This window comes from Geobacillus sp. Sah69 (assembly GCF_001414205.1).
Classification (GTDB): Bacteria; Bacillota; Bacilli; order Bacillales; family Anoxybacillaceae; genus Geobacillus; species Geobacillus stearothermophilus.
Genome location: NZ_LLKS01000032.1, coordinates 372,379 through 391,740, shown reverse-complemented (window position 1 = coordinate 391,740; position 19,362 = coordinate 372,379). Strand labels below are relative to the sequence as shown.

At 55.9% G+C, this 19,362-nt stretch carries 19 protein-coding genes and 1 pseudogene; 1 reads left to right on the top strand and 19 read right to left on the bottom strand.

Features of this window, described 5'->3' with window-relative positions:
• Positions 1–48 precede the first annotated feature (48 nt).
• From AP057_RS08455 to AP057_RS08375, 16 genes are all read right to left on the bottom strand, one after another.
• Positions 49–1,338 carry a methyl-accepting chemotaxis protein gene (locus AP057_RS08455; protein WP_033008393.1) on the bottom strand — a complete coding sequence of 430 codons (1,290 nt, stop codon included), beginning with the start codon at positions 1,336–1,338 and terminating at the stop codon, positions 49–51.
• A gap of 25 nt (positions 1,339–1,363) precedes the next feature.
• Positions 1,364–1,810: a low molecular weight protein arginine phosphatase gene (locus tag AP057_RS08450; protein WP_049626040.1), complete on the bottom strand. Its 447-nt coding sequence runs from the start codon at positions 1,808–1,810 to the stop codon at positions 1,364–1,366.
• A 118-nt stretch (positions 1,811–1,928) separates the two neighbouring features.
• Positions 1,929–2,480, bottom strand: coding sequence for a manganese efflux pump MntP family protein (locus tag AP057_RS08445; protein WP_033017319.1), 552 nt, complete (start codon positions 2,478–2,480; stop codon positions 1,929–1,931).
• 335 nt (positions 2,481–2,815) lie between these two features.
• Positions 2,816–3,877: an L-threonylcarbamoyladenylate synthase gene (locus tag AP057_RS08435; RefSeq protein ID WP_044745375.1), complete on the bottom strand. Its 1,062-nt coding sequence runs from the start codon at positions 3,875–3,877 to the stop codon at positions 2,816–2,818.
• A gap of 128 nt (positions 3,878–4,005) precedes the next feature.
• Positions 4,006–4,893, bottom strand: coding sequence for a stage II sporulation protein R (spoIIR, locus tag AP057_RS08430; protein ID WP_055358518.1), 888 nt, complete (start codon positions 4,891–4,893; stop codon positions 4,006–4,008).
• Between the two features lie 30 nt (positions 4,894–4,923).
• Positions 4,924–5,796 carry a peptide chain release factor N(5)-glutamine methyltransferase gene (gene prmC, locus AP057_RS08425; RefSeq protein WP_033017325.1) on the bottom strand — a complete coding sequence of 291 codons (873 nt, stop codon included), beginning with the start codon at positions 5,794–5,796 and terminating at the stop codon, positions 4,924–4,926.
• On the bottom strand, positions 5,786–6,862 hold the full coding sequence (gene prfA, locus AP057_RS08420) for a peptide chain release factor 1 (RefSeq protein WP_033008402.1): 1,077 nt from the start codon (positions 6,860–6,862) through the stop codon (positions 5,786–5,788). The genes prmC and prfA overlap by 11 nt, the downstream gene beginning before the upstream one ends.
• 94 nt (positions 6,863–6,956) lie before the next feature.
• Positions 6,957–7,397, bottom strand: coding sequence for a hypothetical protein (locus AP057_RS08415; protein WP_055358517.1), 441 nt, complete (start codon positions 7,395–7,397; stop codon positions 6,957–6,959).
• A 54-nt stretch (positions 7,398–7,451) separates the two neighbouring features.
• Positions 7,452–8,075, bottom strand: coding sequence for a thymidine kinase (locus AP057_RS08410; protein ID WP_055358516.1), 624 nt, complete (start codon positions 8,073–8,075; stop codon positions 7,452–7,454).
• A gap of 158 nt (positions 8,076–8,233) precedes the next feature.
• Positions 8,234–8,434: a 50S ribosomal protein L31 gene (gene rpmE / locus AP057_RS08405; RefSeq protein WP_008880715.1), complete on the bottom strand. Its 201-nt coding sequence runs from the start codon at positions 8,432–8,434 to the stop codon at positions 8,234–8,236.
• A gap of 255 nt (positions 8,435–8,689) precedes the next feature.
• Entirely contained in the window at positions 8,690–9,964 is a 1,275-nt protein-coding gene (rho, locus tag AP057_RS08400; RefSeq protein WP_049626037.1) for a transcription termination factor Rho, read from the bottom strand.
• 721 nt (positions 9,965–10,685) lie between these two features.
• On the bottom strand, positions 10,686–11,648 hold the full coding sequence (glpX, locus tag AP057_RS08395) for a class II fructose-bisphosphatase (RefSeq protein ID WP_055358515.1): 963 nt from the start codon (positions 11,646–11,648) through the stop codon (positions 10,686–10,688).
• A 34-nt stretch (positions 11,649–11,682) separates the two neighbouring features.
• The gene (locus tag AP057_RS08390) at positions 11,683–12,969 is read right to left on the bottom strand and encodes a UDP-N-acetylglucosamine 1-carboxyvinyltransferase (RefSeq protein ID WP_055358514.1); all 1,287 of its coding nucleotides are present in this window, start codon (positions 12,967–12,969) and stop codon (positions 11,683–11,685) included.
• A 102-nt stretch (positions 12,970–13,071) separates the two neighbouring features.
• Positions 13,072–13,713 (bottom strand): fructose-6-phosphate aldolase, encoded by a 642-nt coding sequence (gene fsa, locus AP057_RS08385; RefSeq protein WP_033008413.1) that lies wholly within the window; start codon positions 13,711–13,713, stop codon positions 13,072–13,074.
• A 93-nt stretch (positions 13,714–13,806) separates the two neighbouring features.
• Positions 13,807–14,670, bottom strand: coding sequence for a class II fructose-bisphosphate aldolase (locus AP057_RS08380; protein ID WP_055358513.1), 864 nt, complete (start codon positions 14,668–14,670; stop codon positions 13,807–13,809).
• Positions 14,671–14,822: 152 nt separating this feature from the next.
• Complete coding sequence (locus tag AP057_RS08375) at positions 14,823–15,185, bottom strand: response regulator (protein WP_033008416.1); 363 nt, start codon at positions 15,183–15,185, stop codon at positions 14,823–14,825.
• A gap of 123 nt (positions 15,186–15,308) precedes the next feature.
• On the opposite strand from AP057_RS08375, the gene AP057_RS08370 reads away from it, so the two are divergent.
• The gene (locus AP057_RS08370; protein WP_055358512.1) at positions 15,309–15,830 is read left to right on the top strand and encodes a DUF2529 domain-containing protein; all 522 of its coding nucleotides are present in this window, start codon (positions 15,309–15,311) and stop codon (positions 15,828–15,830) included.
• Between the two features lie 57 nt (positions 15,831–15,887).
• On the opposite strand, the gene AP057_RS08365 is transcribed toward AP057_RS08370, so the two are convergent.
• The 3 genes and pseudogenes from AP057_RS08365 to AP057_RS08355 form a co-directional block, all read right to left on the bottom strand.
• Entirely contained in the window at positions 15,888–17,519 is a 1,632-nt protein-coding gene (locus AP057_RS08365; RefSeq protein ID WP_044745379.1) for a CTP synthase, read from the bottom strand.
• A 158-nt stretch (positions 17,520–17,677) separates the two neighbouring features.
• On the bottom strand, positions 17,678–18,238 hold the full coding sequence (gene rpoE / locus AP057_RS08360; RefSeq protein ID WP_055358511.1) for a DNA-directed RNA polymerase subunit delta: 561 nt from the start codon (positions 18,236–18,238) through the stop codon (positions 17,678–17,680).
• Between the two features lie 119 nt (positions 18,239–18,357).
• Positions 18,358–19,212, bottom strand: a pseudogene (locus AP057_RS08355) (methylmalonyl-CoA mutase); the annotation flags it as partial.
• Between the last annotated feature and the right edge of the window lie 150 nt (positions 19,213–19,362).

The following is a 19,362-nucleotide window of genomic DNA, read 5'->3' as shown; positions in this document are numbered from 1 at the left end:
GGGAGGAATCGCCCTTCCTCCTTTCGACAAATCATATTTGCCTGTACATCAACGGGTGCGAAACCGGGCGACAGCCGCCTGCAATTGTTCGGCCTGTTCCACCAACTCGCCAGCCAGTTTATGCACATCGTTGATCGATGCAGCCTGCTCCTCGGTCGCCGCCGCCACTTCGAGCGCGCCGGCGGACGTCTGCTCAGCAATCGCCGCCACTTCTTGCGTTTGCGCCGCGGCCCGCTCCATATGCCCCATTTGACGCTTCGCCAGCTCAGCGATGTCATGGACGGCGCGGATCACTTCATCAGCTGAGGCCGCCATGGCCGCAATGGCCTCATTCGTGCGCTCCCCTTTCGCCGCCTCAGCGTTGGCAGCAGCCACCTGCTTGTCCATTTGCGCCACCACACGGGCGACTTCATTTTGAATGTTGCCGACCAGTTCCGCGATTTTCTTGACCGCCTTGGCGCTCTCATCCGCCAGCTTGCGCACTTCCTCGGCGACAACGGCAAACCCCCGGCCGTGCTCGCCGGCGCGGGCTGCCTCAATGGAAGCATTGAGCGCAAGCAAGTTCGTCTGTTCGGCGATGTCCGCGACAAGCAACGTAATGTTGCCGATTTGATTGGCGTGTGCTTCGAGCTGCTTGACAGCCGCCCGCGACCGTTCTTGATCGTCAGCCAGCTGATCGATGCCGCTAATGAGCGAATCGGTGATATCGCGGCTTGCCTTCAACGTTTCGGCCATCCCATATACCGACTGTTCCGCTCGCTCGGCTGTTTCTTTGACTTGCACGGCGATAGCAAGCACATCCTCGGCCGCCGCAGCCGCTTCTTGGATCGCCTCGGCCGAAGACGCCGCCCCTTTGGAAATGTCGTCAATCGTCGCTGCAATATCGCGTGCACGGCTTGACGCTGTTTCGGACGCCTGCCTCATTTCCGCTGTCTTTTCCGTCGTGCGCGCTGCGCTCTCTTCCACATTGGCGACGACGGCGCGCAAATGGCCGAGCATCCGGTTGAACGCGACAGCCAGCGAGCGGATTTCATCATGGGAAGAGGGCAGCGGAACATCCTCATCGATATGCCCTTCTGTCGCCTTTGCCGCCGCTTCCTCGAGCCGTTGCAGCGGCCTTGTAATCCAGCCAGCGGCCAAATAGGCAAGCACTCCGGACCAAAAGATGCCAAGGAGCAGCACGATCATCGTGAACACGCTTTTGTTCCATGAGGCGAACCACTGATCATACAAAACGTACAAGAAAAAGGCGCTCGTTGAATACGTGATCAGCGCCAACGCTGTCGTAAAAACGATGAGCTTCAGGCGCAAACTGAACTTACGACTTGTCCCCCCCATTTGTGTTTCCCCTCACTTCTTTACCTCATTGTTCTGTTTGCAACTTTTCCGCCAAGCGGTCAATGAGCGTCTCCAGCTCATCGCGCGCCGCCCGGTACACTTCAATCGGCCCGCCGAACGGATCGGCGATGTCGCCGTCTGTTCCCGAGACGAACTGCTTCAACGTAAACGTTTTGTCCTTCGCTTCTGGGAAACGCTCGACGATCATGTCTTTATGGCCGGATGTCATCGCCAGCACGTGCGTCGCCCAGTCGATATGCTCTTTTTTCAGCTGCGAGGAGCGGTGGGCCGCTTCGATTCCTTTTTCCTTCAACACCATCTTGGCATGAACCGACGCCTCGCTCCCTTCCGACGCAAACACGCCAGCCGATTTCACCTCGACGCCTGGCAGCTGCTTATTCTCCAGCAGCGCAGCGGCCATCGGGCTCCGGCATGTATTGCCCGTGCAAACGAACAAAATGCGATATGGCATACAACCACCTCTTCACATCAATGACTTACCATCAATATACCATAGGGAAAAGAGCAAAAAAAAGCAGGCATCCCGCTTTTTCTCCGACTGGGAAGAAAAAACCGGTCCGCCCCGTTTGTTAAGAAAAAAGCAGCTTCAGCCCGAACGCGAGCAAAATGCTGCCGCCGAGCGCTTCGCTGTACGAGCCGAGCCATTGTTGAAAATGGCGGCCGACAAAAAGCCCAAGCCATGTCAGCACCGTGCTGAACAGGCCAAACAGCAAAATCGTCACCATCGTCCGCGCTCCGAAAATGCCGAGGCTCAGCCCGACGGAAAAGCTGTCGAGGCTGACGCTGAACGCAAAAAAAAGCAGCCCGGCGCCGTGCGGAAATAGTTGCGACCCGTCCTCCCGCTGGAACGAAGCCATAATCATCTGCGCGCCCAGCCATAGCAACAGCACCCCGCCCGCATATGTCGCGATGCTTCCAAACTCGCGCGACAACAAACGGCCGACCAACATGCCGATTAGCGGCATTACAATATGAAATAACCCGATCGTCACCCCGATATAAAAAATTTGCCGGAGCCGAAGGCGCAGCAGCCCCATCCCTAGGGCAACCGAAAAAGCATCCATCCCTAACGCCAGCGCCATCAGCGACAGGGCGATGATCTCGCCGATTAACGCGCCCATTTCTCTTCCCTCCCGGACTGGCCTTACTGCTAGCATATGCGCGTCCGGAGCTCTTTAGAAGCGGCGCGTGGCCCAGCCGCTTCCTGCCAACCCAAAGGCGAATGACGGCGTTGTCCCGCCCTGCACGCCCACGGAACGGCCGCAGCCCGGCAAAGCAGCGATGGACAAAAAAACGACGATTTCCAAAGGCCGTTGCAACCGCCCTTGAAAACCGTCTCCATTTTGTTGCGAGCCGCGCGGATGAAAGATAGACCGCCCCAAACCGTCTCCGTTTTGTTGCCGGTTCAGCCCGGCGGCGTCGCTTTTTCTCGCCTGCCGGCCGCGTCATCCATCATCTAGCCGCTGATCACGCGCCCCCCGGCCGCTTTGCGCAGCCGGTTCATAATCGCCGCGCCGAGGCCTTCTTCCGGAAATGCCTCGCTGTAAATGAGATCGACATTCGTTTCATCAAACCGACGCAGCGTGTCGTACAGGCGATGGGCGACGGTCGTCAGCTCGCGGCGCGTTCCGCACGGCAGCACGACATCGGCCGCATACCGGTCCTTGTTTTCCTCGGTCGTCAACACGCCGACCGTTTTCCCTTCCGCCCGGCTTTCGTCCACGAGCTGCTGCAAAAACGCCGGTGGGCCGGCGACAATCCAAAGCGGCGCTTTCGGGGCATAATGCGTATATTTCATGCCGGGCGCTTTCGGCGCTGCCTGTTCGTCCCCGCCGCCGGCCGCCTCGGCGACATGACCAATCACTTCGCTTAACATTTCTTTTGTCACCCCGCCCGGACGCAAAATCACCGGCACGTCCCCGCTGCAGTCGAGCACGGTCGATTCCACGCCAATGCCCGTCGGACCGCCGTCAATCACCCCAGCGATTCGCCCGTTTAAGTCCGCGAGCACATGCGCGGCTGTCGTCGGGCTCGGCCTGCCGGAGCGGTTCGCGCTTGGAGCGGCAAGCGCCAGACCGCTCGCTTCAATCAAGGCGAGGGCGAGCGGATGGTCCGGCATGCGCACCGCCACCGTCGGCAGCCCGGCCGTCACTCGCTCGGACACGGCCCCCGCTCGTTTCGGCAAAACGAGGGTGAGCGGCCCCGGCCAAAACCGCTCCATTAACGTCTCAGCCACTGGCGGAAGCGGCGTGGCGACCGCCTCCGCTTGCGCACGACTGGCGACGTGGACGATGAGCGGGTTGTCGCTTGGCCGCCCTTTGGCTTCAAAAATTTTCTCCACTGCCGCCGTATTGGCGGCATCCGCTCCTAAACCGTACACCGTTTCGGTCGGAAACGCGACTACTTCCCCCGCCCGCAGCCATTCGGCCGCCTCTCGTATTTGTGGATAAACTTGCTGTTTATCCACAATATTATCCACAATCCAAACACGTGTTTTCACTCGTTTCACCTTCTCCATCGCCGTGATTCATCTTGAAAATGGCGGATTTTTTACAAGCGTCAGATCGCCGCCCGATTTCTTCCCACAGTTATTCACAAATTGTGAATAAACTTGTTGTTTTTGTGGATAACTTTGTGGATAGATGCTTATGGAATGAGATGGCTGAACCATTCTTTGAAGAAAAATTTGACTTCCACCTGCTGTTCCGGCTCGGCCATGACGACGAAGGACGATTCTTGACCATCCGTGTCCCCTTTGTCCTTCTCGCCATCCGCATGGATGGACGGAACGGCGCGATCTTCGGTTTCCGCCATCGCATCCCTCTCCTCTTTCGGTTCGTCCTGCTCGATGGCCTGCTCTCCGCTTCGCATCGCCTCAGCTTCCGCTTCGACGGCCTCGCTGTTTTGCGTCGACCCGGCTTCCATTGACCGGGCGCTCTCAGCCGACACCGGTTCATTCTTTCCGGCAGGCGATCGGTTCGCCGCCATCATGACCGCATCGCCGTTGGAAAAATCGAGAAAACAAAGCGGTGGAAACAAGACGCACCACCAGTTTGCCCCTTTTCCTTCCCCGAGCGTAATGAGAAGGGCATCATACGTGCCGGCTGGATACACATAATTGCCGTACACTTTCGTCGGAAACTGAACTGAGCCAAACTGCACATGGTACGACTGGCTGCTTTGCTCTTGGCGAAGCACGCGGGCGACTGTTTGCTCGATCTCCGGCAAGTGCGAGCGGATGACGCGCTTCGCTTCGTCCACCGACGTAAGCTCCGCCACCCAGCCGTTGATTTGCGCATTGACCGCATCGCGCACTTTTCGCTTTAGCTGTTGATCTTTGTCGGCGTCACTGTTCGCCAAGATGCGCAGGCGAATCGCCTCATCGGGAATGGCGACAACGGCGTTTGCCCCGGCGTTCGTCTGCTGGCCGTACAAGTTAATGAGCACACCTGTGATTAATAGAGTGATATATAAACAAATCGCGAGCGAATGTCCCTTGATCACCATGATCGGCACCGTCCTTTCATCTTCCATTGTGGACGGCGCCGCTTCATTTTAAACCTATCAATCTAATTTTTTTCTTGTCATATATACCATCCGCTCTTTGCCGTTCAAATCAACGGCGACCTCAATCTCAGCATCTGGAAACGCTGCAGCCAAGAGCGCCGCCACCGCTTTTCCCTGCCCGGCGCCGATTTCAAATGCCGCGAGCGAAGGGACACCGAGCACAAGCGGGAGCTCGCGGGCAAAGCGGCGGTAAAAGTCAAGCCCATCGCGGCCGCCAAACAGCGCCGTATGCGGCTCATGCTCTTTTACGACAGGCGAAAGGACCGCCGCATCCATCTCCGGGATGTACGGCGGGTTGGACACGACAACATCAACCGTCTGTCCGCCTTGTATAAACGGCTGCAGCAAATCGCCGCATCGAAATGCGACGCGCGCGCCAAGCCGTTCGGCGTTTTCCTTGGCGACAGCGAGCGCTTCTTTGGAAATGTCGGTGGCGGTCACGGACAGCCGCTCGTTTTCAAGCGCCAGCGTGATGGCGATCGCCCCGCTGCCGGTGCCGACATCAACGACATCGATCCGTCGGCGGCCGGCAAACAGGCGGGGAAGGCGCTCGAGCACCCCGAGTACAAGCTCTTCCGTTTCCGGACGTGGGATCAACACGTGGCGGTTGACGAGAAACGGCCGGCCATAAAACCATTCATAGCCAATCAAATATTGAATCGGCACATGCTCCATCGCATGGCGACGCACATCGGCCGCAAACCGTTCGTACAACGCTTCCTCAACCGGCTCCCGCCAGCGGGCGAACAGCCCGGCCCGATCGACGGCCAAATGATGGCACAGCAGCCACTCCGCCGCCCGTTCTTCTTTTCCATGGGCGCGCAAAAAAGAAGAAGCCCAGGCGAGGACTTCGTGGACGTTACGACGCATCGTTCGCTTGCTCCAATTTTTTCGCCTGATCGTCCAAAATGAGCGCCTCGATAATTTCGTCGAGGTGGCCATCGAGCACTTGATCGAGCTTTTGGATCGTCAATCCGATGCGGTGGTCCGTGACGCGGTTTTGCGGGAAGTTGTACGTCCGGATGCGCTCGGAACGGTCGCCGGTGCCGACTGCCTGCTTGCGCGTTTGGTCATATTCGGCGCGCGCTTCTTGCTGGTACTTGTCATAAATGCGGGCGCGCAATACTTTCATCGCTTTTTCTTTGTTTTTGATTTGCGATTTTTCGTCTTGGCACGTGACAACAATGCCGGTCGGAATATGGGTGAGGCGCACGGCCGACATTGTCGTGTTGACGCTTTGCCCACCCGGTCCGCTTGAGGCGAACGTGTCGACGCGAATGTCTTTTTCATTGATTTCGACTTCGATTTCTTCCATCTCCGGCAGGCAGGCGACCGTCGCCGTCGACGTATGGATGCGCCCGCCTGACTCCGTTTCCGGGACGCGCTGGACGCGATGCGCGCCGTTTTCAAACTTGAGCTTCGAATATGCGCCTTTTCCGTTGACCATAAAAATGATTTCTTTATAGCCGCCGAGGCCGGTCGGGCTCGCTTCGATCACTTCCGTCTTCCACCCTTGCGATTCCGCATAGCGCGTATACATCCGGTACAAGTCGCCGGCAAACAGCGCTGCCTCTTCACCGCCGGCGGCCGCGCGGATTTCCATAATGACGTTTTTCTCATCGTTCGGGTCTTTCGGCAAAAGCAGCACTTTCAGCTTTTCAACAAGCGCCTCTTCCCGTTCTTCCAGCTCGTCAATTTCCTCTTTCACCATCTCCCGCAGCTCCGGATCGAGCTTTTCCTCAAGCATCGCCTTCGCTTCCGCGAGTTGGTCGCGAACCGATTTGTATTCACGGTACGTTTGCACCGTTTCCGCCAAATCAGCCTGCTCTTTCGAATAATCGCGCAGTTTTTTCGGATCATTGATGACTTCCGGATCCATTAAAAGTTCATTCAGCTTCTCATACCGTTGTTCGACAGCTTCCAACCGGTCAAACACATCACTCACCTCTGTTTTTCCACACAGTCTAATTTCAAATTATATCATGAAAAAAGGCCAAACAAAAACTCCCGCTGTTCGCAAGCGGGAGCTTTTAGTTCAAGCGCACAACAATTTCGTATGTCGGAATCGCTTTTGTCAACAATTTGTCGATGCGGCTCGCCTCGCGCCGCCGCTCTGCAGCAGACAACTCATCCGGCACATCGACGGTGACATACATATTGCCGCCGTGAAACCAAACGGAAACGGGGCGATAGTCGGTGCGCCGCTCGATCAGCTGCATTGCTTTGCGCGTATCGGCGCGCTGATTTTCGCTTCCTTCGGTCAAACTGATGAAGTTCGGATTTTGCCGCGTTTTTTCCGGATCGTCAAAGTTGTTGTACAAGTCGCGGTCGGCATCGATTTTCGGCCGTCCATCCGTCATCAGCCGCGTGCCGTTTTTGTCTTCGCTTTGCTGACGGTAGGACGGGTGATCCGGGTTGAGCGAACAGGCAGAAAGAAGCAAAACAACCCCTAACAGCCAGATGCGTTTCATCATTTCGCCTCCCTGCTGTTAGGATGTCCGCAACAGGCAAGAATATGTACGCCTTCATTCGCCTGCCCGTTCGGAAAGCGGGCGGCCGTACCATTTGTTCGGTTTGCCCGGCACTTCATGGTGATGGCGGCAGCGCGGTTCGTACGCTTCGCTGGCGCCGACCAAAATGACCGGATCATCATAAGAGGCAGGCACCCCGTTAATGAGCCGCTGCGTCCGGCTGGCCGGGGAGCCGCACACCGTGCATACCGCTTGCAGCTTCGTCACCGACTCGGCGATCGCCATCAGCGCTGGCACCGGCCCAAACGGTTCGCCGCGGAAATCTTGATCCAACCCGGCGGCGATGACGCGATAGCCGCGGTCGGCGAGCGTTTGGACGACGTCGATAATGTCATCAGAAAAAAATTGCACTTCATCGATGGCGACGACATCGGTGGCGGCGGAAATGTAACGAAACATTTCCGCAGGCGTCGCGACCGGAATGGCGATCACCGAATTGCCGTTATGCGACACGACGGCATCTTCGCGGTAACGGTTGTCGATCGTTGGTTTGAATACCTTCACTTCCTGTTTGGCAAACTGAGCGCGGCGGATGCGGCGGATCAGCTCTTCCGATTTGCCGGAAAACATGCTGCCGCAAATGACTTCGAGCCAGCCGGACTGCGTCATCACGTACATCGGGCCCTCTCCTTTCGCTCCACACTGTCATCGAAACGATGAGCGCCCCTGCCAGGCCAGGCCAAAACGGCCGGAGCGCCCTGGCGACAGGGGCCGTCCATCTAGTTTCACGAAAAAGCAGGCAAGCGCACCGCTTGCCTGCTTTCGTCCGTCCTTGATTACTTAAGGCCGTATTTTTTATTGAATTTATCGACGCGGCCCGCTGCCGAAACGAATTTTTGTTTGCCCGTGAAGAACGGATGGCATTCCGAGCAAATCTCAACGCGCAGTTCGTCTTTGACCGAACCGCTTTCGAACTCGTTTCCGCATGCGCAGCGGACGATTACTTTTTTGTACGCTGGATGGATCCCTTGTTTCATCGTTTTCATCTCCTTCCGCCCTGTATCTCATCGAAACAGAGTTATTCGTTCGCGCGGGCTCAGCCAAGCCAAGACTTCTCCCGGTTTGGCCGGGCGCCGCGCATGGAACGGCCGGGGCTTCGCGGAAGCGGCCCGGCCGGTGCAGACGGTTCATCGTATGAACACATCGATGATGGTCCAAACACACATGTTAAGATTATAACAGCTTTTCCGCTCATTTGCAACGGGCGATTCCCGACAAATTCCACCAGCTTGTTATAGGCGAAGCGGGCCGCCGTTTCTCCATTCTTGCTCAAGCAGCGCGAAAAACTCTTCGTTTGATTTTGTGCGGCGCAGTTTGTTCAAAAACCGCTCGATAAAATCCGGCGAGTCGGCCATCGTTTTGCGAATCGCCCACAGTTTTTCTAAATGTTCTTTCGGGATGAGCAGCTCCTCTTTGCGCGTCCCGGAGCGGCGAATGTCGATGGCCGGGAAAATGCGGCGCTCGGCGAGCGAGCGGTCGAGATGGAGCTCCATGTTGCCCGTCCCCTTGAACTCTTCGTAAATGACGTCATCCATTCGTGACCCGGTGTCGATGAGGGCGGTCGCCAAAATCGTCAAGCTGCCGCCTTCTTCAATGTTGCGCGCCGCGCCGAAAAAGCGCTTCGGCCGATGAAACGCCGCCGGATCGATCCCGCCCGAGAGCGTGCGCCCGCTCGGCGGAATGACCAGGTTGTACGCGCGGGCGAGGCGCGTGATGCTGTCCATCAAAATGACGACATCGCGCTTATGTTCAACAAGCCGCATCGCCCGCTCCAGGACGAGTTCAGACACCCGGATATGGTTTTCCGGCACCTCGTCAAACGTCGAGCTGACGACTTCTCCTTGCACCGACCGCTCAATGTCGGTCACTTCTTCCGGCCGCTCGTCAATGAGCAAGACGATCAACTCGACATCTGGATGGTTCGTCGTAATGCTGTTGGCGATTTCTTTCAGCAGCATCGTTTTCCCAGCTTTTGGCGGCGCGACGATCAATCCGCGCTGGCCGAAGCCGACCGGCGCGATCAAGTCGATGATGCGGGTCGACAGCTTGTCCGGGGTCGTTTCGAGCTTCATTTGCCGGTTCGGATAAAGCGGTGTCAACGCCGGAAAGTGGACGCGTTCCTTGGCGGTTTCCGGGTCTTCGCCGTTGACCGCTTCGACATGAAGCAAGCCGAAGTAGCGTTCGTTCTCTTTCGGCGGCCGCACCTTGCCGGATACTTTGTCTCCATTGCGCAGATCAAAACGACGGATTTGGGAAGCGGAAATGTAAATGTCTTCCGAGCTCGGGGAATAGCCGACCGGACGCAAAAAACCGAATCCTTCCGACGGAATGATTTCGAGAACGCCTTCCATGAACGAGAGGCCGTCTTGTTCGGCACGTGCTTTCAAAATGGCAAAAATAAGCTCTTTTTTCGTCAACTTGCTGTAATAAGAAATTTTGTATTGCTTGGCGAGCTCATACAGCTCTTTGAGCTTCATGTTTTCTAAAGCCGCTAACGTTAATTCCATTTTGACACCACACTTTGCAAAGTTTCCTATTCTCCCATCGTGTTTGTTCGGGCATCGTTCGACAGGCGAAGGGATCTCATTTCGTATAAGAAGATAGTCAACTACCCCCACTTCGCGAACGCTTGAAGTGGGGGCTTGCAACTCCCCAGAAGTGCAAACGGACTTCGTCCTCCTTCCTTGACTTGGGGTTGCATCAGGGGGCAGGTTGACGACTAYCCAACGACGCAGGTCATGCCTGCATCGTTACCGATTCTCTCGGTGTGTCTGTTGGCAGTACTTGGCTTCCACACACAACAGACGGACCTACGCTCGATGTTTTACGGTTACAACGTTTTCTGTAACCAACTCCATACATCGAGTAGCCGTGATTGGAGTGCCTTTATTGAACGGTTTTCTCCACGCCTTTATTCTATCATACACAAAAGAAAGGGGGAACGCGCATTCCTCTCCCACTTACTCCCTTTGGTCGTTGAAGTGGGAGTCTCCTGCGCGAAATAGGATGAAGGCTGAAATGAAGTAGAATGGCAGAGCTTATTTTTGCATAAGCAACACGACTATTTTACCCTTTTTTCCGCTTTTTAATCAATCTTTTTTTCGTTCCGGGCAAAGCGGCGCCTCTCGATGCCGGCGCCGCCAAGACGGATGGAAAGGAAAGCCGCGGGATTGTTGTCGTTTGATTCCAATGAGCGGTGTAGGCGCTCCGGCCCGTCGGCGGAACGTCTCACTTAAAGACCAAATTCGGTTTTTTCTTCAAGCTGTGCCGCCCTTCGATAAAGCGGACGGTGCCGGATTTGGCGCGCATGACGACCGAGTGGGTGAGGCCGTACGCCCCCTTGAGCTGAACGCCGCGCAACAGTTCGCCGTCCGTGACGCCGGTGGCGGCAAAAATGGCGTCGTCCCCTTTCACCAGGTCGTCCATGCACAGCACTTTGTTGACGTCAATGCCCATTTTCTTGCAGCGCTCGAGCTCGGCCTCGTTTTGCGGCAGTAGTTTTCCTTGCAGCTCGCCGCCGAGGCATTTTAACGCAACCGCCGCGAGCACTCCTTCCGGCGCGCCGCCCGAGCCGAACAAAATGTCAACGCCGGTATGGTCGAACGCCGTGTTAATGGCGGCGGCGACATCGCCGTCATTGATGAGCTTAATGCGGGCGCCGGCTTCACGCAGCTCATGAATGAGACGCTCATGGCGCGGACGGTTGAGAACAACCGCGACGACGTCTTCAATATCTTTGTTTTTCGCCTTCGCCACCGCTTTTAAATTGTCGATGATCGGCGCCTCAATATCAATCATGCCGACCGCTTCCGGGCCGACCGCGATTTTCTCCATGTACATATCGGGCGCATGAAGCAAATGGCCGTGGTCGGCGACCGCGACGACCGCCAAGGCGTTCCAGCCCCCGGACGCGACGATGTTCGTCCCTTCGAGCGGGTCAACGGCGACGTCAACGCGCGGGCCGTAGCCGTTGCCGAGCTTCTCCCCGATATACAGCATCGGCGCTTCGTCCATCTCCCCTTCGCCGATGACGACCGTCCCTTTCATCGGCACGGTGTCAAACACATCGCGCATCGCCGACGTCGCAGCGTCATCAGCCTCATTCTTTTTCCCGCGCCCCATCCAGCGGGCGGCGGCAAGCGCCGCCGCTTCGGTGACGCGCACGAGTTCCATCGATAAGCTTCGTTCCATCGTCGTTCTCCCTTTCCCCTTTGTCGACTGGACGTTACGCGTTTTTCACTTGCTCGATTTCTTCATCGGTCATTTTTTCGCGCCAAATGACGGCGCCGAGTGCGGACAGCTTCTCGACTAAGCCGCTGTAGCCGCGGTCGATATGCTCGACGCCGTTAATTTCCGTCACCCCATCAGCCATCAGTCCGGCAATCACAAGCGCGGCCCCGGCGCGCAAATCGCTCGCCTTCACTTTCGCCCCTTGCAATTGGACCGGTCCGGTGACAATGGCCGAGCGGCCTTCCACTTTTACGTTGGCGTTCATGCGCCGCAGCTCATCGACGTGTTTGAAGCGGGCGCTGTAAATGGTATCCGTGACGATGCTTGTGCCGTTCGCTTTTGTCAATAAGGCGGTAAACGGCTGCTGCAAATCGGTTGGGAAACCGGGGTAGACGAGCGTCTTGACGTCAACCGCTTTCAAAACATCAGAGCCGCAGACGAGAATTTGGTCTTCTCCCTTCTCGACGCGCACGCCCATTTCGCGCAGTTTGGCCGTCAGCGATTCGACGTGCTGCGGGATGACGTTGTCGACGACGACTTCATTGCCCATCGCTGCAGCGGCAATCATGTACGTGCCGGCTTCAATCCGGTCCGGAATGATGGCGTGGCGGCAGCCCGATAATTTTTCGACGCCGTCGATGCGGATGACATCGGTGCCTGCGCCTTTAATTTTCGCGCCCATGTTGGAGAGCAGCGTTGCCACATCAATGATTTCCGGCTCTTTTGCCGCGTTTTCGATAATCGTCCGTCCTTTGGCGCGCACCGCCGCCAGCATGATGTTGATCGTCGCGCCGACGCTGACGACGTCCAAAAAAATGCGGGCTCCGCGAAGCTCCTCAGCGCGCAAATAGATGGCGCCCTGCTCGTTCGTGACGGTGGCGCCGAGCGCTTCAAACCCTTTAATGTGCTGATCGATCGGGCGCGGTCCGAGGTGGCAACCGCCCGGCAGGCCGACGACCGCTTTTTTGAAGCGTCCGAGCATCGCGCCCATCAAATAGTAGGAGGCGCGCAGCTTTTTCACCTTTCCGTTCGGAAGCGGCATGGAAACCATGTTCGTCGGGTCGATGACCGCCTTCTTGCCGTCAAATGAAAACGAACCACCGATTTCTTCGATCAAGCTTCCTAAAATGCGCACATCGGAAATGTCCGGCAATCCTTCGATCGTCACCGGCGACTCGGCCAAAATCGCTGCCGGAATCAAGGCGACCGCGCTGTTTTTCGCGCCGCTCACTTTGATTGTTCCCTGCAGCCGATCCCCGCCGATGATTTTGATTTTATCCATCGTCGTCTCCCTTCTTTGCTCGGAAGTGGCTTCACCTTTCGGATGAGAAGACAAGGCCGGGCGGGGTGAGCCCGCTTGCCTTTAGAGGCAAACGCCTTATTTTCATTGTTGCCGATTCCAGTCGGCAAGAAACTTCTCGATTCCTTGATCGGTGAGCGGATGGTGGAACAATTGCATCAGCACTTTGTACGGGACGGTGGCGATGTGCGCCCCGCGCAACGCTGCTTCCGTCACATGGTGCGGGTGGCGGATCGAAGCTGCGATGATTTCCGTTTCGATGCCGTGAATGTTGAAAATGTCCGCAATCGTGGAAATGAGCTCTAAGCCATTATGGCCGATGTCATCGAGGCGGCCGAGGAACGGAGAAACGTATGTCGCGCCGGCGCGCGCCGCCAATAGCGCCTGGTTGGCGGTAAACACGAGCGTCACATTCGTTTTAATGCCTTTTTCGCTGAACGTTTTTACCGCTTTTAACCCTTCCGGCGTCATCGGCACTTTAATGGTAATGTTCGGAGCGATTTTCGCCAGCTCTTCTCCTTCCTCAATCATGCCGGCCGCATCGGTCGAAATGACCTCGGCGCTCACCGAACCGGAGACGATGGATGTAATTTCGCGCAGCCGGTCATGGAACGAAACGTTTTCTTTCGCCACTAAGCTCGGGTTGGTCGTGACGCCGGCCAAAATGCCGAGCTCATGGGCGTGTTTAATTTCTTCCAAATTGGCGGTATCAATGAAAAATTTCACTACGTATCCCTCCTTGTCATTATTTGGACGCAGGCAGGCAAGCCCGGGTGACGACCGAAAGCTGCCTGCCAGGCCGATCTTGCCGTTTGCTCGTTATTGCGCCGCTTTTCCGGACGAGCCGAATTCGCGCATTTTGCCGATGACCGTCGCTTTGATCGCGTCGCGGCCCGGACCGATAATTTTGCGCGGATCGTAGACGTTCGGGTCTTTGGCAAGCAGTTCACGGACCGCTTTGGTAAAGGCGATTTGGTTTTCCGTATTGACGTTGATTTTCGATGTGCCAAGGGAAATGGCGCGCTGAATTTGTTCAGTTGGAATGCCGGTGCCGCCGTGCAAAACGAGCGGAATGCCGGTCAAATCGCGGATTTTCTCCATTTCGGCAAACCCGAGCTTCGGCTCCCCTTTGTACGGGCCGTGCACCGAACCGAGCGCCGGAGCAAGGCAGTCGATGCCTGTCCGTTTGACAAGTTCTTCACATTCTTTCGGATCGGCGTAAATGACGCCTTCGCCGACGACGTCATCTTCCTGTCCGCCGACAATGCCGAGCTCGGCTTCAACCGAGACGCCGCGCGCATGGGCGTACTCTACGACTTGTGAGGTAATGCGGACGTTTTCCTCAAACGGATGATGGGAGGCGTCAATCATGACCGAGGTGAACCCAGCATCGATCGCCGCTTTGCATTTTTCAAAGCTCGAACCATGGTCAAGATGGATGGCGACCGGAACGGTGATGTTCATGTCTTCCATTAAGCCTTTTACCATGTTGACGACCGTTTTAAACCCGCCCATGTAACGAGCCGCCCCTTCGGAGACGCCGAGAATGACCGGCGATTTTTCTTCTTCGGCGGCCGCTAAAATCGCTTGCGTCCATTCCAAGTTGTTGATGTTGAATTGGCCGACCGCATATTTGCCGCGCAGCGCCTCGTTGAGCATCTCTTTCATCGATACTAACAGCATGGTTCCATCCTCCTTAATTGATTATCGTCTTTGTCGCCATGGCGAAACATAGGCCGACAGGCGCAAAATGCATCTACGTTAATAAGCATACCAACTTGCCGGCAAAACAGCAACCATTCCCTTCGTTAGTGCAGCTGACACAAAAAAGAGCTTTACGAAGAAAGATGGCTTTTGACGGCGGCGCGCAAGTCGTCGATGTCAAATGGCTTGGCAAAATGCATGAGCGCCCCAAGCTCTTTCGTTTCCTGAATCATATCCAGCTCGCCGTACGCGGTCATAATGATCACTTTGATGTCCGGGTCGATGTCTTTGAGCCGCTTTAAAATTTCAATGCCGTCCATGCCGGGAATTTTCATATCGAGAAGCACGAGGTCGGGATGGTGTTTGCGGACGATTTCCAACGCCTGCATGCCGTTGGCCGCCTGATAAGTCACGTACCCTTCCCGCTGAAACACTTCATTTAACAAGATGCGGATGCCGTACTGGTCGTCGACGATTAAAATTTTGTTTCCCACATTTATGCACCTCTATTCCCTGTTTTCTCCCTATTAATGTTTCGCATTTCCCGAACGTATTTCCTGCTTGCTTTTCGGATCATTTACGGATTTTGTATAATAGCGGAGAAAGGAGGCCAAATGATGAAAATTTTGGCGACGCAAACGATCGGGTTGCTGCAAAAAATCGCGGCGGACGAGGAGTGGGCGCTTGAGGACGGGGCGCGTCTGCTCGCCCAGGCGGTCGTCGGCGACGGGCGCATCTGGCTGTACGGAGCAGGCGAATTGGACGCGGTTGTCACCGCCGCGCTTCTCGGTCCGGATCGGCTGCCAAAGGCGGCCCGCATCGAATCAAGGGAAGTGGGCGATTGGAACGAAACGGACCGGGCGCTCGTATTCGCCCGTTTTTCCAACGACAACGAAGCGATCCGCCTCGTGGAACAGCTGCAGGGGCACGGCGTTGATACGGTTGCCGTCTCAGCGCTCGTCAAAGACGAGCCGGGCTTGGCGGAGCTGGCCGCTGTCCATATCGACAGCAAACTGTCCCGCCCGCTCGTGCCGACGGAAGACGGGCGTCGCATCGCCATGCCGACCGTGACCGCCGCTTCGTTCATCTACTATGGGCTTGTCGTGTTGCTTGATGACATTTTGCAAGAATATGCCTAAAAAGAGAGGGTGTCCCGTTGCGTTGGGACACCCTCTTTCTTGCTGCGCCGCCGGAGGCTATACCGTCCCCTTGCCTAGGGCGGCATATCCTTCTTTTGATTGAAGCGCCGCTTTGACAAACTCGCGGAAGAGCGGCTGCGGCCGCGTCGGGCGCGAGGTGAATTCAGGATGGAACTGCGCGGCGACAAACCACGGATGGTCTTTCAGCTCGATAATTTCCACAAGCCGTCCATCCGGGCTCGTGCCGGAGAAGACGAAGCCATGCTCTTCTAATAGATGGCGGTATTGATTGTTGAATTCATACCGATGGCGATGGCGTTCGTAAATGACTTCATCGCCGTACGCAGCGTAGGCGAGCGTTCCTTCCTGCAGCTTGCACGGATACAGGCCGAGGCGAAGCGTGCCGCCTAAATCTTCGACATCCTTTTGCTCTGGAAGCAAGTCGATGATCGGATGCGGCGTATTCGGGTCAAACTCGGACGAATGGGCGCCAGACAACCCGACAACATGGCGGGCAAATTCAATCGAGGCGAGCTGCATTCCTAAGCAAATGCCCAAAAACGGCACGCGCTGCTCGCGGGCGTAGCGGATCGCCTCGATTTTCCCTTCCACGCCGCGGTCGCCAAACCCGCCCGGAACCAAAATGCCGTCCGCGTCTTTCAGCAACTCCGCCACATTGTCGCGCGTGACGTGCTCCGCATTCACCCATTGGATCTCAATGTCCGTATCAAATGCATAGCCGGCATGGCGAAGGGCCTCGACGACCGAAATGTAGGCGTCCGGCAGTTCAACATACTTGCCGACGAGGGCGATTTTCGTCGTTTTCGACAAGTTTCGCACTTTCTCGACGAGCGCTTTCCACTCCGTCATATCTGCTTCACGGCAGTTGAGGCGCAAATGTTCACAGACGATTTGATCGAGCTTTTGTTCTTGAAGCATAAGCGGCACCGCATAGAGCGTGTCCGCATCGCGGCACTCAATGACTGCCTTCGGGTCGATGTCGCAAAAGAGAGCGATTTTGTCTTTCATCTCTTGCGGCATCGGCATTTCTGTACGGACGACGATGACGTTCGGCTGGATGCCGAGGCTGCGCAGTTCTTTCACGCTGTGCTGCGTCGGCTTCGTTTTCATTTCCCCGGCTGCCTTGATGTATGGCACAAGCGTGCAATGAATGTACATGACATTTTCGCGGCCGACGTCGCTTTTGATTTGGCGGATGGCTTCCAAAAACGGCAACGATTCAATGTCGCCGACCGTGCCGCCGATTTCCGTAATGACGACATCGGCGTTCGTTTCCCGGCCGGCGCGGAAGACGCGCTCTTTGATTTCGTTCGTGATGTGCGGAATGACTTGCACCGTGCCGCCGAGGTAATCGCCGCGCCGCTCTTTGCGGATGACGGCGGAGTAGATTTTCCCGGTCGTGACGTTGCTGTATTTGTTCAAATTAATATCGATGAACCGCTCATAATGGCCTAAGTCCAAATCCGTTTCCGCGCCGTCATCGGTGACGAACACTTCGCCGTGCTGATACGGGCTCATCGTTCCCGGGTCGACGTTAATGTACGGGTCGAACTTTTGAATCGTCACGTTCAGGCCGCGATTTTTCAAGAGCCGCCCGAGCGACGCAGCTGTGATCCCTTTTCCGAGCGAAGAAACGACACCGCCCGTCACAAAAATGTATTTCGTCATTTTGTCTTCCCCCTTGCCGAAGTTACAATAACAGTGTTTGCGAAAGGGCAAATAAAAAATGCTCCACTTACCATATGTAAGGGAGCGACTGATGAATTCGTCCATTTTTCAAGAGCCCAACACACATTGTACTGAGTTCCTCAAACAAAGTCAAGCGGTTATTCGTCTTCCTCCGCTTCCTCGAGATCCAGCTCTTCGTCAAGCGGTTCATCGTCCAAATCAAACGGTTCTTCGTCGAGAATGTCCTCATCGTCAAAAGCAACGTCTTCGTCCAGATCGAATTCCTCGTCTTCGAGCAGCTCTTCGTCGTCAAGCTCGAGCTCTTCCTCATCGTAGTCATCAAGATCGTCGTAATCGAGATCCTCTTCGTCAAGCAGCTCTTCGTAATCATCGTATTCATCATCAAGCGCTTTTTTCTTCTTCTTCGGCTTGACGATCGTCACCGTTTCGTCTTCCGTCTGGTCAAACGGATACCACGCACGCAGCCCCCAGACGTTTTCCCCAACGCAAATAAACCGCCCGTCGATGTTTAAATCGGTATAATATTGGGCAAGCCGCGCGGCGATGTCGTCTTCCGCCATGCCGGTTAATGCCGCGGCTTCGCGGACGATTTGGTCGAACGGCAGCGCCTCGCGCTTGTCAAGCAAAATGAGGTTCGCCAGTTCGACGAACGACATCTCCTGCAATTCCTCTGGCGAGTATTGCTGCTGCAGGCTCAAGTTCAGCACTCCCCTTCTATATAATGAAACAAATGAATGCAAGTGGAATACATACCATTCATTATAAACAAATTGTCGGGGTTTATGCTACATATTTGGCGAAAAAAGCAAAAGAGAGGTTCGGTGACAATTTCTTTGTCCCGCACTTTTGTCACGAATGTCTTCGCCGCATATTTCGCTTTCGTCTCTTCCCATGTCGCCAAAATGCGCTTCGATTCGGGCGTCAGCTTCGCTTCGTAATCGGCTTTGAGCGTTTCGAGCGCGCGGATCACGTCTTCAGCTTCGTCCCGTTCCTTCGCCGCTTCGATGGCCCCTTCGATTTGGAAGAGGCGTCGGGCCACCTCGACTTGCTGCTCGGCGCGGCGGTGGTACGAGCGGACCGTCTCCGCGATTTCGCGCAAATAGTAGCGGCGCTCATTCGGGATGATGACGTTATGCTTTTCAACGTTGGCAACGGTTTTCAAATTCGTCTTCCAGTTCGTTCCCGTTTTCCGGTTGCTCGTATCGACAAGTGCGACAAAAAGCGTATTCGTGCCCGGGTCGTTAAACTGGCTGGCGATCGTGCCGTATACCGGCATTTCCGATAGATCACGGTCAAACAGCTGATGGCTTCGTTGATACTGCTTCTGCACTTGCCGTTTTGCATCTTCCGAGCCTTTGCGTTCAAACTTGTTAATGGCGATCAAATCGGCGTAATCGGTCATATCGATTTTCTCAAGCTGCGTTGGCGCTCCGAATTCGCTTGTCATCACATACATCGAAACATCGCATACTTCGGTAATGGCGGCATCGCCCTGGCCGATCCCGCTCGTTTCGACAATGACGAGATCAAAACCGGCCGCTTTGACGACCGAAATGGCGTCGCGGATCGCCGGCGACAGCTCAGAGCGGGAATGGCGCGTCGCAAGGCTCCGCATATAGACGCGCGGCGAATGGATGGCATTCATCCGGATCCGGTCGCCTAACAGCGCCCCGCTTTCCACGCAGGTGCGCAAAATATGCTCAAAAATGGCTGGTTTCCCCAACCCAGGAAAACGCGCCAGCGATGAGCGAGGCGACCGGTTCGCTCCATGTCGCTTCCTCGCCATGCCAAATCATGCTCATGCCGTTGCCGGGCCCGTGCA

What these genes read in the sequence shown, in the direction of transcription:
- AP057_RS08455 (WP_033008393.1), bottom strand. Translation starts at nt 1,338, where the DNA reads ATGGGGGGGACAAGTCGTAAGTTCAGTTTGCGCCTGAAGCTCATCGTT.
- AP057_RS08450 (WP_049626040.1), bottom strand. Translation starts at nt 1,810, where the DNA reads ATGCCATATCGCATTTTGTTCGTTTGCACGGGCAATACATGCCGGAGC.
- AP057_RS08445 (WP_033017319.1), bottom strand. Translation starts at nt 2,480, where the DNA reads ATGGGCGCGTTAATCGGCGAGATCATCGCCCTGTCGCTGATGGCGCTG.
- AP057_RS08435 (WP_044745375.1), bottom strand. Translation starts at nt 3,877, where the DNA reads ATGGAGAAGGTGAAACGAGTGAAAACACGTGTTTGGATTGTGGATAAT.
- spoIIR (WP_055358518.1), bottom strand. Translation starts at nt 4,893, where the DNA reads ATGGAAGATGAAAGGACGGTGCCGATCATGGTGATCAAGGGACATTCG.
- prmC (WP_033017325.1), bottom strand. Translation starts at nt 5,796, where the DNA reads ATGCGTCGTAACGTCCACGAAGTCCTCGCCTGGGCTTCTTCTTTTTTG.
- AP057_RS08415 (WP_055358517.1), bottom strand. Translation starts at nt 7,397, where the DNA reads ATGAAACGCATCTGGCTGTTAGGGGTTGTTTTGCTTCTTTCTGCCTGT.
- AP057_RS08410 (WP_055358516.1), bottom strand. Translation starts at nt 8,075, where the DNA reads ATGTACGTGATGACGCAGTCCGGCTGGCTCGAAGTCATTTGCGGCAGC.
- rpmE (WP_008880715.1), bottom strand. Translation starts at nt 8,434, where the DNA reads ATGAAACAAGGGATCCATCCAGCGTACAAAAAAGTAATCGTCCGCTGC.
- rho (WP_049626037.1), bottom strand. Translation starts at nt 9,964, where the DNA reads ATGGAATTAACGTTAGCGGCTTTAGAAAACATGAAGCTCAAAGAGCTG.
- glpX (WP_055358515.1), bottom strand. Translation starts at nt 11,648, where the DNA reads ATGGAACGAAGCTTATCGATGGAACTCGTGCGCGTCACCGAAGCGGCG.
- AP057_RS08390 (WP_055358514.1), bottom strand. Translation starts at nt 12,969, where the DNA reads ATGGATAAAATCAAAATCATCGGCGGGGATCGGCTGCAGGGAACAATC.
- AP057_RS08380 (WP_055358513.1), bottom strand. Translation starts at nt 14,670, where the DNA reads ATGCTGTTAGTATCGATGAAAGAGATGCTCAACGAGGCGCTGCGCGGC.
- AP057_RS08370 (WP_055358512.1), top strand. Translation starts at nt 15,309, where the DNA reads ATGAAAATTTTGGCGACGCAAACGATCGGGTTGCTGCAAAAAATCGCG.
- AP057_RS08365 (WP_044745379.1), bottom strand. Translation starts at nt 17,519, where the DNA reads ATGACGAAATACATTTTTGTGACGGGCGGTGTCGTTTCTTCGCTCGGA.